The 12,689-nt window shown below is 64.8% G+C and carries 12 protein-coding genes and 1 pseudogene; 7 read left to right on the top strand and 6 right to left on the bottom strand.

Translation table 11 applies throughout. From position 1 onward, the window contains the following. From AB4Y99_RS24450 to AB4Y99_RS24465, 4 genes are all read right to left on the bottom strand, one after another. A partial coding sequence (locus tag AB4Y99_RS24450; RefSeq protein ID WP_441525145.1) for a CoA-binding protein occupies window positions 1-1,104 on the bottom strand: 1,104 nt, incomplete at its 3' end. Between the two features lie 18 nt (window positions 1,105-1,122). Continuing rightward, window positions 1,123-2,247 (bottom strand): Bug family tripartite tricarboxylate transporter substrate binding protein, encoded by a 1,125-nt coding sequence (locus tag AB4Y99_RS24455; protein ID WP_441525146.1) that lies wholly within the window; start codon window positions 2,245-2,247, stop codon window positions 1,123-1,125. 241 nt (window positions 2,248-2,488) lie between these two features. Next, window positions 2,489-3,403 (bottom strand): LysR family transcriptional regulator, encoded by a 915-nt coding sequence (locus AB4Y99_RS24460; RefSeq protein WP_441525147.1) that lies wholly within the window; start codon window positions 3,401-3,403, stop codon window positions 2,489-2,491. A 198-nt stretch (window positions 3,404-3,601) separates the two neighbouring features. Then, window positions 3,602-4,006 (bottom strand): thioesterase family protein, encoded by a 405-nt coding sequence (locus AB4Y99_RS24465; RefSeq protein ID WP_441525148.1) that lies wholly within the window; start codon window positions 4,004-4,006, stop codon window positions 3,602-3,604. A 644-nt stretch (window positions 4,007-4,650) separates the two neighbouring features. On the opposite strand from AB4Y99_RS24465, the pseudogene AB4Y99_RS24470 reads away from it, so the two are divergent. The 4 genes and pseudogenes from AB4Y99_RS24470 to AB4Y99_RS24485 all read left to right on the top strand — a co-directional run. Continuing rightward, a pseudogene (locus AB4Y99_RS24470) lies at window positions 4,651-5,082 on the top strand (autotransporter outer membrane beta-barrel domain-containing protein); the annotation flags it as partial. A gap of 286 nt (window positions 5,083-5,368) precedes the next feature. Then, window positions 5,369-5,722, top strand: a complete 354-nt coding sequence (locus AB4Y99_RS24475) for a hypothetical protein (protein WP_441525149.1) — start codon at window positions 5,369-5,371, stop codon at window positions 5,720-5,722. Further along, entirely contained in the window at window positions 5,719-7,872 is a 2,154-nt protein-coding gene (locus tag AB4Y99_RS24480; protein ID WP_441525150.1) for an autotransporter outer membrane beta-barrel domain-containing protein, read from the top strand. Before AB4Y99_RS24475 ends, AB4Y99_RS24480 begins: the two co-directional genes overlap by 4 nt. 3 nt (window positions 7,873-7,875) lie before the next feature. Continuing rightward, a complete protein-coding gene (locus AB4Y99_RS24485; protein WP_441525163.1) occupies window positions 7,876-8,304 on the top strand; it encodes a globin domain-containing protein in 429 nt (142 codons plus the stop codon). Window positions 8,305-8,385: 81 nt separating this feature from the next. Here AB4Y99_RS24485 and AB4Y99_RS24490 read toward each other — a convergent pair whose 3' ends face one another. Further along, entirely contained in the window at window positions 8,386-9,390 is a 1,005-nt protein-coding gene (locus AB4Y99_RS24490) for a helix-turn-helix transcriptional regulator (protein ID WP_441525151.1), read from the bottom strand. Between the two features lie 318 nt (window positions 9,391-9,708). On the opposite strand from AB4Y99_RS24490, the gene AB4Y99_RS24495 reads away from it, so the two are divergent. After that, window positions 9,709-10,335, top strand: coding sequence for an invasion associated locus B family protein (locus tag AB4Y99_RS24495; protein WP_441525152.1), 627 nt, complete (start codon window positions 9,709-9,711; stop codon window positions 10,333-10,335). Between the two features lie 64 nt (window positions 10,336-10,399). Next, window positions 10,400-11,371: an IS110 family RNA-guided transposase gene (locus tag AB4Y99_RS24500; RefSeq protein ID WP_441525164.1), complete on the top strand. Its 972-nt coding sequence runs from the start codon at window positions 10,400-10,402 to the stop codon at window positions 11,369-11,371. A 169-nt stretch (window positions 11,372-11,540) separates the two neighbouring features. Here the strand turns inward: AB4Y99_RS24500 and AB4Y99_RS24505 are convergent, their stop codons facing one another. Continuing rightward, window positions 11,541-11,747, bottom strand: coding sequence for a helix-turn-helix transcriptional regulator (locus AB4Y99_RS24505; protein ID WP_441525153.1), 207 nt, complete (start codon window positions 11,745-11,747; stop codon window positions 11,541-11,543). Window positions 11,748-11,831: 84 nt separating this feature from the next. Between AB4Y99_RS24505 and AB4Y99_RS24510 the strand changes: the two genes are divergently transcribed. Then, window positions 11,832-12,650 (top strand): hypothetical protein, encoded by an 819-nt coding sequence (locus AB4Y99_RS24510; RefSeq protein ID WP_441525154.1) that lies wholly within the window; start codon window positions 11,832-11,834, stop codon window positions 12,648-12,650. Window positions 12,651-12,689 lie beyond the last annotated feature (39 nt).

Consider the following 12,689-nt stretch of genomic DNA (forward strand, 5'->3'; position numbering starts at 1 on the left):
GAGCAGCGGATTGCCTAGGATGCCCGCCGTCATGTCGAGCGGATTGTTAGGCGTGGCGAAGGAGGGCAAAGTCTCGGCGAGCTGCGAACGGGTGTCCTCGGCGAGATCGGTCAGATCGAGACCGAGCCGCTCTGCGAGATCGGCCGTCATCACCGCTACCGCGCCGCTATAGCTCATCGCCACAGTCCGTCCCGCACCCGGCGGACGATTGTCGAGGTAGAGCGCGGTCGCCCGCACGAAATCGGCCACGTCGCGTGCCCGATAGATTCCGTGCTGGGCTAGGAACGCGTCCACTGCGGCGGCGTCCCCGACCAGGGCACCGGTATGCGAGGCGGCCGCATGGGCGCCCTTGCGGCTGACGCCGCCCTGCAGGACGATCAGATAGGCTCCGCGGCGGCGCGCGATCGCGGCAGCGCTCGCCAGCCGCTCCGGATCGCGAAGGCTTTCGAGATAGACTAGGATGACGCGGATATCTTCGTCGGCCGCAACCGCCTCGGCCATCGCGCATGCACTGAGGTCGATATCGTTGCCAGTCGCGATCACGTAGCGGACACCGTAGCCGGCTTCGCGCAGCAGCGCGAAAGGCATGACGCTTGCGGCGCCGCTCTGGCCGACGATCGCGATCGGCCCGTCCTGCGGTTCGACGTCGGTGAAGACGGTACTGAAATTCAGGACGGCGCCGTTGGAGAAGTTGGCGACGCCCTGCGCGTTCGGGCCCACGATCCGCATGCCACTGCGCCTCGCAGCCGCCAGCATCAGCTCCTCACGCTCCTTGCCTTCCGCTCCGAGCTCGCCGAAACCGGAGCTCATCACGACGGCGGCCTTCACTCCGGCCTGTGCGCAACGGGTTACTTGCTCCACCGCCTGGCTGCCCTCGACGGCGATGATCGCAGCGTCCGGGACCTCGCCGATCGCCTGGATATCGGGATAGGCGGGCAGTTCCTGGATGATCGGCCGCGCGGGGTTGACGGGGTAGATCGCGCCCTTGAAACCAAACCGCTTCATGAAGGCTATCGGCCGTCCCCCGACCTTGTCGGGGTTCTGCGATGCGCCGATGACGGCAACTGATTTCGGGGCGAGCAGCGCTGATGTTGCGTTGGACATGAGATGATGCACCTGTTCCTATTCGACGGTCGCGCCGGAACTCTGGACGAGCGCCGCCCACTTGGCCGTATCCGCCTCCATCAGCTTGCCGAATTCCTCCGGGGTTCCGGGAAAGACTTCAGCGCCTAGCGCGACCAGTTTCTGCTTGAGATCGTCGCGCTCCAGTGCGGCCGCGAGCTTCGACGCCAGGCGGCTCTTCACCTGCGGAGGCAGGCCCCTGGGCGCAACGAAGCCGAACCAGCCGCTGGACGCGAAGCCGGACAATCCCGATTCCGCGATCGTGGGGACGTTCGGCAGGGCAGCGATCCGCTGGGCCGGCGTGACCGCGAGCGCCTTGACGCGGCCGCCGCTGATATAGGGCAGGTCGCCGGCCGTGACGTCGAACATCACGTCGATGCGGCCCGCCACCAGATCCGTCAGAGCAGGAGCCGATCCCTTGTAGGGAACATGAAGGATGTCGACCTGGGCAGCCTGCTTGAACAGTTCACCGGTCAGGTGGACGAGGCCGCCATTGCCGCTGGAACCGAAGGTCAGCGCCCCCGGCTTGGCCTTGGCGAGCGCGATCAGTTCCTTGATGTTTGATACCGGCAGGGAATTGCTCGTTATCACGACGTGGGACGACAGGACCGCAGTTCCGATCGGCTCGAAATCGACAAGCGGCTTGACCTGCATCTTCTCCTTGTAGAGCGCCGGATTGATCGTCATCGTGCCGGTCGTCGCGAAGAACAGCGTGTAGCCGTCCGCCGGCGACGTGGCCGCAGCTTGCATCGCGATGTTGCCGCCGGCTCCGCCGCGATTGTCGATGACCACCGGCTGTCCGAGTTGCTCGCCGAGATGTTGCCCGACGAGGCGCGCGATCGCGTCCGTTCCGCCGCCGGGCGGGAACGGCACGATCAGCCTGACCGGCTTGTCCGGATACTCCGCCGCGAGTGCGGGATACGCGCCCAGGATAAGCGCGGCACCGAGAAGAAGCGTCGCTGCACGAGAGCGAAACCGCATGGAAAGTCTCCTGTCGCTGGCTGGTGGAAGGAGCGTCATCACGTCGTTACGTCTTTGATGCAGCAACGATGGCACTGCGTTGCCCAGCCGAACAGACCCGCGGCTCGAAAGCAGAATTCCACTTATTCGACGGACGCCGGCCATCGACGGGCTTGTGCGCACGCCATTCGCCGATGGCTTCTAGACGAACCGGGGCGCGGTCGCGCTGCACGGAGTCCGGCCGAGGGGCGAGGCATCGGCACCGCAGGCTGGACCGCAAGCGCGGATCGATACCGTCCGTCATTCAATACTGAAACGGCAGCACGGCCGGTCGCCCTGCGAGAAGCCGGAMCGATGGCGGCAGGCGCGTCTTCGGCGACATTCGCGGCTTGCGCGCGCAACCGCGTCAGGTCATCGCCCTCAGCAATGGCGGCATGAGTTCGCGCAGCCGGGCGATCGTGAAACGCAGGGCTCCGGACGTCAGCTTCGTCTGAGCCGATGCGAGATTGATCCTGCGTGTGATAACGGGGTCGACGATCCTGGCGAGCGCGAGTTTTCCGGTGCGCACCTCTTCGGCCACGCTGCACCAGGGCAGGATCGCGACACCGTCGCCCGCCATCGCGATATGCTTCATGACGTAGAGGGATTCGGCTTCGATCGCGACGGTCAGCGCCACGCCCTRCTGGCGGGCGTGATGTTCGAGCATGGCGCGCAGTCCGCTCTGGAAATGCGGAAGGATCAGCGGAAGTCCAGCCAGCTCCCTGAAAGCGATCGTCTTGGACCCGGCCAGCGGGCCGAGTGGCGAATAGACGACAAAGGTGTCGAGCTGGCCCATCGTGTATTCGTGGATGCTGCCGGAGGCCTGATACCGGTTCACTACGGCGAGATCGATGTTTCCGCCCTTCAGCCACTCGTCAATATGCCCGCTCAGCCCCTCGCGGAACATCAGCCGAATGTCCGGCGCCCTCTCCTGAAGGTCGGGGATCAGTGCGGAGGTCACGCTGGAAACCAGGGACGGGATGACGCCGAGGCGCACGGTGCCGGAGGGCGTGCGTCGAGCCTCGCACGCCAGTTCCTCAAGCTCGCCGGACTTCTCAAGCAGCTCGGCCGAAGCCGGCAGCATCCTCGCGCCGAAATCGGTTAGGACGATGCCTCGGCCGTTTCGCTGAAAGACCGGGCCACCCCAGCCACCTTCGAGCAGCCCGATGCTTCGACTGACAAGGGACGGAGCCATGTCCATGGCGGCTGCGGCCTTGGACAGAGATCCCGCACGAGCAACTTCGACGAAAACCTGGAGTTGTCGAAGGCTTGCTTGCGTCATGATCGCTGACTCCACACGCGACGGCCGAAGCAATTCGCAGGCCAGAAGAACAGCCGTGGTGGCACGGCGAGGAAACCGCCTGCCGGGCTTCGGACGCGCTTGCGTCGCGCGGCGGCAGTGATCGAACGGCGGCACAAGGCACGCGATGACGTGCGCGTTGCGCCATCGCCGCTGCTCCCCTCGGCTTCGAATGGAGGCTCAGGACTGGCGGGAACCGCCGCGCAGCTGCCAGGAATGCACCTTGCTGGCAAGATTCTCGTCGAAGCGAGTGGCAGCGACGATAGCACGTTCATGGATGCCGCGGCTGATCACGTCGACCTCGTCTCGGCACAGGATGGAGAAGCGCAGCCGGCGTTTCTCCACCGCGATCAGTTCGACTTCGGCTGTGACGTTCATCCCGATCGGCGTGGCCGCAAGATGGCTGAGATCGACCGCAGAGCCGACCGTTCTCTCGTCGGTACCGAGATAATGCCGCAAGGCCTCCATGCACGTCCATTCGGCGAATGCCACCAGCATCGCCGTCGCGAAGACGGGAGGCATGGTCTCGAAGATCGGAAAAATGTGCCCGAAAGCCGGGACAGTGATCCCGGCGGCAATCTGCATTGTCTCCTGGTGCCTGAGGCCGATCGGCAAAGATGTGCTGGTCATAAGGCTCCCCGTTATCACGCAGAACGACGCAAATTCAGGTCGTTCGGTCGGCTGGCGAGTTTAGGGACGAAGCCGGGCAAGGGGAGCCGCGCCGCTTCGAATACAGCTTTCCAAATAGTCGACCGCAATCGTTGCGCCTATTCGCTACGAACAGAAGCGCGGCGTCTTTTGCTTGACGACGCAGGGTATGTCCCGTCCTCTCATATGGGCCTCCAGTCGGAATAGACGCCCCAAGAGAAAACATTGGCGCTTTAGCCCCAAGCGGACGTTAAGTGCTGCCTTCAGTCAGCTCCCAACGCGCCCAGTCGCGTGTGCCCGTTCCGCCACGCGCCCGTAAAAATAGCTCCACTCTCACACAGGACAATTCAACGTCCCGCCCAGCCCAAGACGTCATTCCGGCCTGATGCGATAGCTGCCCGAACAGCACGCTAAGCGGCTGCCGAGTCGAGGGAATTTGAATGGCTACGCACGAGAACGAAGGCTGCAAGGCCGTCGCCATGGCTTTTGAGCCGCGCTCGACCGGAATTCGCCGCCTGCTGTCCTCCGCCTCCATCCTCGCCTTGATGCTGTCGGGAGCCTTGGCTCTGCCGCGCACGGCTATGGCCGCCGAATGGACGGGCGCCACCGCCGACTGGTTCACCACCGGAAACTGGAGCACAGGCGCGGTTCCGACATTGAGCGACAATGTGGACATCGTCCCGGCTCTGAACTTCGCAAACATCAATGGCGCGGTGAATGCGGTCGCCAACAACGTGACGGTGGGTGTCACAGCCGGCGGACTGGGCGGACTGGCCATCACCACCGGCGCCACGCTGAACAATTATCTTGGCTTCATCGGCTATCAGCCTGGCTCCGATGGCGTGGTGGAATTGGTCGCGGCTGCGACCTGGATCAACAGCTCATCGCTCTATGTCGGCTACGATGGCGCAGGCCGCCTGAAGATAGAGGGCGGCAGCAAAGTCACCGATATCATGGGCTACATGGGGTATTCCGTGGGCTCGACCGGTACCGTTGTGATCAATGGCGCCAACTCGGTCTGGCAGAGCACCTCCGGGATCGTGGTCGGACAGGAGGGTTCGGGCACGCTGACGGTTTCCAGCGGCGGCTCGGCGCAGGCAGGCGGCACCGTCATCGGGCTCATGGCAGGCTCAGAGGGTCTAGCGACCGTCGACGGCGTAGGCTCGATGGTCCAGTGGCGGCGACCTTTTTGTCGGTCTCTATGGCACAGGCACGCTGGTGATTGCGAATGGCGGCACAGCGAGTTCAGGCCCGGGCTTTGGTGTGTGGGCCGGCTATTTTGCGGGAGCCGCCGGCACGGTGACGGTCGATGGCGCGGGGTCGATCCTGACGAGCGGCGCCGAGCTTGGAATCGGCGTATTGGGCACTGCTTCCTTGACGATCACGAACGGAGCTTCGGTTCAGAATACGGATGGCGTGATCGGCCGGAACACCAGCGGCAGCGGCACGGTCTCCGTCGATGGCACGGGCTCGACCTGGACCAATACCGGTGACCTCACKGTCGGCAACAACGGCACCGGCACGCTGACGATCTCCRATGGCGGCGCRGTCAGYAACGYCCAGGGYTTTATCGGCAACAACGCCGGCTCCAYCGGCACGGCGACCGTCACCGGAACGGGCTCGRCCTGGTCCAGTGGCGGCGACCTAACGTGACAGCGGCTTTAGGCTTCAATGCCGGCGCCAGCGGCACGGTCGCCGTGGACGGCGCCGGCTCGACCTGGACGAGCAGCGCCGTCTTCGTCGGCTATGGAGGCACGGGCGCGCTCACCATTTCGAACGGAGGCGAGGCTGCCGATACCGCAGCTCTGATCGGTTTCCAGGCGGGATCCAGCGGCGCTGCGACGGTGACCGGGCCGGGCTCGCTCTGGTCCCACACCGGCAATCTCGTCGTCGGCGACCTTGGCACCGGCGCGCTGACGATCGCCAATGGCGGCACCGTGTCGGCCGGCGGTCTCGTCAAGCTGGCCAGCCAGGTGGGCTCGGTCGGTACGCTCAACATCGGCGGCGAGGCTGGTGCGGCGGCGGCGGCTCCGGGCGCGCTCAACGCGGCCGTCGTCCTGTTCGGCGCAGGCGCCGGCTCGCTCAACTTCAACCATACGAGCGCGAACTATGTCTTCGCCCCGGTCATCACCGGTGTCGGCACGATCAACCAGATCGCGGGCAATACGAACCTGAGCGCCGACAACAGCGGCTTCACCGGCGCGACCAACGTCACGGGCGGCCGTCTGTCCGTGAACGGCTCGCTGGCGAATTCGTTGGTGACGGTGTCGGGCAGCGGCACCCTGGGCGGCAACGGCACGGTCGGCAACACCTTCGTGCTGTCGGGCGGCATCGTCGCGCCSGGCAACTCGATCGGCACGCTCAACGTCGCGGGCAACCTCACCCAGGCGGCGGGCTCGGTCTATCAGGTCGAGCTGACCTCGGCGGGCGAGTCCGATCGCATCAATGCGACCGGCACGGCGACGATCGCCAATGGCGCGGTCCTGAGCGTCGTCAAGACCGATGCCGCTCCCTATGTGGCGGGCATGCGCTACACGGTGCTGCAAGCCAATGGCGGCGTGAACGGCGCCTATACGCTGGCCAACAACGGCGAGCTCTCGGCCTTCCTCGGGCTCGTCGGCAATTACGACGCGACGCATGCCTATCTCGACGTGGTGAAGGCGAAGTCTTTCGCTTCGGTCGGATGGACGCGCAACCAGATCGCCACGGCCGTTGGCACCGAGAGCCTCGGCACCGGCCATGTGATCTATAACGCCGTCGTGAACATTGCGACCGAAGCCCAGGCGCGGGCAGCATTCGACCAGCTTTCGGGTGAGGTGCATGCTTCGGCCAAGGGCGTGATGATCGAGGACAGCCGCTTCGTCCGCGAGGCCGCCATCGACCGCCTGCGCTCCGCCTTCGACGGTGCCAGCATGGCCTCGGCGCCGGTGACGACCTATGTCGACGGCAAGTCTGTGCTCGCACCGGCCACGACGGATCGCTTCGCGGTCTGGGGTCGCGGCTTCGGCTCCTGGGGATCGATGAAGGGGGACGGCAACGCCGCCACCATCCAGCGTGATCTCGGCGGCTTCTTCATCGGCGCCGACGCTCTTGTCGCGGAGAGCTGGCGCCTCGGCGTGACCGGCGGCTATAGCCGTTCGTCCTTCAAGGTCGACGGCCGCAGCGCGTCGGGCTCGAGCGACAACTACCATGTCGGCCTCTATGGCGGCACGAACTGGGGCAATCTCGCCTTCCGCTCCGGCCTCGCCTATACGTGGCACGAGGTCTCGACCAGCCGCACCGTCGCCTTTTCGGGCTTCGGCGACGCGCTCAAGGGCGACTATAGCGCCGGCACGGCGCAGGCTTTCGGCGAGCTCGGCTATCGCATCAAGGTTGGCCAGGCCGTCTTCGAACCCTTCGCCAATCTTGCCTATGTGAACCTCGACACCAACGGCTTCACCGAGGCGGGTGGGGTGGCGGCGCTCACCAGCAAGGGCAGCAATACGGGTGTGACCTTCAGTACGCTCGGGCTGCGGGCCTCGACGGACTTCACCCTGGGCAATGGCGTGGGGATGACGGCGCGCGGCATGATCGGCTGGCGTCATGCCTATGGCGAGACCACGCCGATCTCGGCGATGAGCTTCTCCGGCGGCTCGGCTTTCGGCATTGCCGGGGTCCCGATCGCCAGGGACGCCGCTGTCGTCGATGTCGGCCTCGATCTCAATCTGACTGCCAACGCCATGCTGGGGCTCTCCTATGGCGGACAGTTCGGTTCGGGCCTCACCGACCAGACCCTTCGGGGCAACCTCAACGTCAGGTTCTAAAGCCTGTATGGATCAGGAGACGATCCGGCTGGTTCAGGAGAGCTTCAAGAAGGTCGCCCCCGCCGCCGACAAGGTCGGGGCGATCTTCTAGCAAGGCTCTTCGAGACGCATCCCGCGCTAAGGCCCCTGTTCGCGCAGGACGTGCGGCCTCAGGCAGACAAATTCATGGAGATGTTGAGCATGATCATCAACAGTCTCCACGAATTCTACGCGATCCTGCTGACGGTCGACGATCTCGCCCGTCGACATAAGGGCTACGGCGTGGTCGAGGCAGATTATGCGGTCATGGGCGAAACTCTGATCTGGGCGCTCGAACAGACCCTGTGCGATGCATTCACGCCTCAGGTGAAGCGCGCCTGGCTCAAGGTCTATGAGGCGCTCGCGAGCGTGATGCTCGCAGCTGCGAAAGAGCCGGTCGCCATGCGGTCATGATGGCGGGGCGGTGGCGCGAAGGTGACCGTCCTCGCTCCCAGAGGCGGTATCGGCCGGTACCGCGCCTGATCGATCACTACATCAGTTCTGATTTTTGGCCTCGCTCGGCGTCATGCCGAACCGACGCCGGAAACTGCGGTTGAAATAGGAGATGTCGCTGAATCCGGCGGCCATCGCGATCGAACTGATGGCCCGGTCCGAGAGGCGCTGATCGCGGAGCATGGCGAAGGAGCGCTCGAGGCGCAGACCCAGCACATACTCGGAAAAGCTCAAGCCCTGGGTCTGAAGCAACTTGCGCACATAGTTCGCGGAAATGCGCAGTGACAGCGCGACCGTCTCGGCAGAGAGATCGTCACGGCCAAGCTGAGCGAGGACTTCGGCTTTGACCCCGCGCAAGCGCGCTGCGCGCACGCCGCGCTCGGCCAGGAATTCCCGAGCGTCGTTGCGCGCTCCCAGGAGAACGGCCACCAGATCGCGCAGATGCTGGGCGACGGCACCCTGCAATTCCGGCGAGGCCGTTTCGCCGAGCGCCATGGCACTCCTGGCATAATCGATCAGCAGGCGCAGGGCATCGGCTTCCGGGGTGAACGGGCGCATCAGGGCCGAGCCGATATCGCCCACATAGGGGACTATCGTCGCCTTCGGCACGGCGATGCTCAGCAGCACACCGTCATCTTCCAAGGTGTGGCTGGCGATTTCGGCTGATGACATCAGCACGGCGCCGCCCTCGGGAATCGTCTCTTCGCGCCCGAGTTGACGGGCCTGAGAGCGCCCTTTCGTCGTGACGGCCAGGACCAGCGAGTCCGATGCCGTCTGGAGCAGCGGGCGCGTAATGCTGGTGCGTGTCGCCGATCGAGACCCGAGCACGACATTCGCTCCTGGCAGGGCGCGCAGCACGACCTCGGCGCGAAACGGTTCGTCGCTCAGCGGCTCGATATCCACGTTGAACAGGTGGCGGCTGTAAATCTCCCGCCAGATCGCGAAACGGTCGCGTCCATCAAGGTCGTCGGTTGAAAGGCGCACCTGTCCGGCATGTGCAGCAGGCCTGTGCCTGCCCTGATGCGAGCCATTGCTCAATGCGGACACCGAGAGACCCTGCAGGGGGGCTGTGCCGCCTTCGTCGAGGGCCCTTCCTTTACGAAATAAATTCCTGCCATCAAGATGATCGCCCCCGAATCTGGCAATTGATGAAGTATATTATCGAATTTTATGCCAACCGATCGATCCGGTCATTCTAATGGCCATCTCGCAGCTTATTGCAACGCAATCCCGGATAAAGGCGCAGTGTCGCGCCCGGAAATCTGATCCATTCACGTCTGGGACAACTCATCGTCACGGCCAGTCCAAGACGCCCCCCTGATCGGGTGCGATAGCTTTCCGCATCATGATGATGAAGGCTGCCGGATGCGACTGAATTCGAAGACGATGGCGACCGCTCTCTTCACGCTGGGCTTCGGCCTTGGCTTGCCCGCCGAGCGAGGCGATGCAGCCGCGCCGGCGGGCGGAAAAGTTACTCAAGCCTCGCAATCGACGGCCCGGCAGCATCAGGCCGCCCAACTTGCCCAAGCGACGCAGGCCGCGACGCTTCCCGGGGGCGCCTCCTCCCTGAGCGAGACCCATCAGGACTGGCAGGTTTCATGTGTGCAGCAAGGCGCTGCCAAACGTTGCGCGCTGTCGCAGAGTCAGGCTCAGCAGAACGGCCAGCGTGTCCTGACGATCGAAATTGGTGCGCCAGCCGGCAATAAGGCCGGCGGCATCATCGTATTGCCGTTTGGCCTGGCTCTCGCCTCCGGCGCCGCACTTCAGATCGACGACAAGCCGGCGGGACAGCCGCTCCCATTCCGGACCTGCCTGCCGGTCGGCTGCGTCATACCAGTGAGCTTCGATGCGCCCACGCTCGCGCTGCTGCGCGTCGGAGGAGCGCTTAAGATCAAGGCTATGACCGATGGYGGCCAGGATGCGCCGTTCTCCATCTCTCTCAAGGGGTTCGCTGCCGCCCTCGATCGGGTCGCAGCACTCGCCAAGTTGTAGGAGTGACTGGCCGCGAAATTGAGCGGGCTGGCTCCTGTCGCTTCCGCTGTCCCCGTAAGGCGCCATTATCTGCCTCGTCGATCGCGACGGCGCGGTTGTGCACGAGGTCAAAGCCGTCTCGTCCGCGGTGGCGATAGCGGCGGCCCTGGCGCAAGCGCCGCCCTGCGCGCGGGTGGTGTTCGAGACGGGCCGCATGGCGCCGATGCTCTACCATGGCTTGGCCGAGTTTGGCGTTCCGGTCGTCTGCATCGAGAGCCGGCAGGCCTATCAGGCGCTCAAGACGCTGGCGACGCACAAGACCGACCGCAACGATGCGCGCGGGCTGGCGCAGTTGGCGAGGACCGGTTTCTACAAGGCCGTGCATGTGAAGTCGCTACCGGCCCATGCCATCCGCGCGCTGATCGTCGCCCGCAAGAAACTCGTCGGGCAACGCGTCACATTGGAGAACCAGATACGGGGCCTGGCCGTGGTGTTCAGCATCCGCCTGCCGCGTGGGCTCAGCCCAGCCATCGTCGACGAAGTCGTGCGGATGAGCGACGGAATCACAGGCCTGGCCGGCGCCATGCGCGGCCTCGTCGCGGCCCGGAACGCGGTTCTTGGCGCGGTCGCCGCCATCGACGCGGACATAAGGCGGCTCGTCCGCGCCTCCGAGGCCTGCCGCCGGCTGATGACTATTCCAGGTGTTGGCCAGCTCACCGCGCTCGCCTTCACGGCGGCCGTCGACGACCCTGCACGCTTCCGGCGCTCGCGCGACCACGGTGCCTATCTCGGCCTTGTGCCGCGTCGCTACCAGTCCGGCGAGATCGACTATGTCGGCAGCATCTCCAAGGTTGGCGACCGGCGCATGCGGAGCCTGCTCTACGAGGCGGCCAACGTCATGCTCACCCGCTACAAGGGCGCGCTGAAGTTGAAGGACTGGGCGCTCGCCATCGCCAGGCGCTCGACCATGCGCAAGGCGCGGATTGCGCTCGCCCGCCGTCTCGCGATCATCATGTATGCCATGCTTCGGCATGGCACCGAGTTCCGGCCCGCCTGACAACCAGAGCCAGTCCAGAGTCAGACGAGACAGGAGGCCGCAATGAGCTCCCGAGCGGGAGCGACGCCCGAGGGAGGGAGCAGATGATGGCGCCGATTGTGTAGCATGCCGCCGACCAGTTCGGCCGACTGCGGCTTCAACCAAGCCACCCTGCACCCAGCTGACCCCATCAAGCAAGGCCGTTCTCGAACAGGAACTCGACCCCACGCGTTTCGAGGGCGGCCTGGATGTCCCGTAGGGTCCTATCATGCGGGACAGTCGTTTCAGTTTCGATCCTTGCGATCGTCCGCTTCGCCACGCCTGTGACTTCGGCAAGCTGGTCTTGCGAGAGGTTCAGCCAAGCTCGCGCTGCCCGAATTTGCGAGCTGTTAAGCATAATATGACCCCATAGATGACATATGTCTCCAAAAATGCCAGACAGTGAGTGTGGACACACCGTCCATGACCAGGAGCATATGTCATGGCCAAGGCCACCACCACCAACACGATCACAGGCGCGGCTGTGGCGCCTTCCACTGCAAAGCTGCGCCGCCGCGGCCCTCTCTCGGGCGAACTGACGGCCAGGATCGACAACGCCATCGCCGGAGCGCTGGCGACCGACTTCGCAGTCGATCCACTGCTGGGTCCGGAGATGAGCAGGCTGGGTTCCTTCGTGTCGTCCGTGGTCAAGCGGGATGGCACCATCATCGAAGCCGGCATCTGCGCGGCCTTGCGTCGCCACAGCCATCTGACAGTGATGACGCAGGTCAGGATGCCGATCACCGTGTCTGCCGAAGCGTTCGTGCGGTCCAATTCCGAGCTCGAACTGGGCAAGTTCGCAATGCCGATCGAGGGAGCGACGACGCGGATCGCCCATTACGACATGCTCGTTATCGATAAGGTGCGCGACGTGGCGATGCTGCTGGAAATCAAGCGGGGCGGTGGCAAGACCGAAGCCAAGAAGATCCGCGCCATCGAGCGGGATCTGGCCTGCGGGCGGCTGCAACTGAAGGCATACCTGAACACCCTGGGCATTCGCGTGAAGCGCTTCGAGAGCTGGGTCATCGATTATCATGGCAGGTCCGGTTTCCCGTCGAGCCTGACCGTGACGCGCGACGGGCTCGATGAGCTGTTCGGCGTGTCGGTAGCCGCCACGACCGAAGCGGCCGCCCGCGCGATGCGGCAGGGCATGCTGGCCGAGTTGCCGCCCTTGCTGGAGCGGGTCCGCGAGCAGCTCGCCGTCGGGGCCGCCGGGCCCGCGCTGAACGAGAACCTCCCGTTGCGGCACGCCGGCTATTGAGCTGATGGCTCCGCGTTCAGCGGAGCTCACACCAGTCTG

It is taken from the genome of Allobosea sp. TAB14 (genome assembly GCF_052113865.1).
GTDB lineage: Bacteria > Pseudomonadota > Alphaproteobacteria > Rhizobiales > Beijerinckiaceae > Allobosea > Allobosea spartocytisi.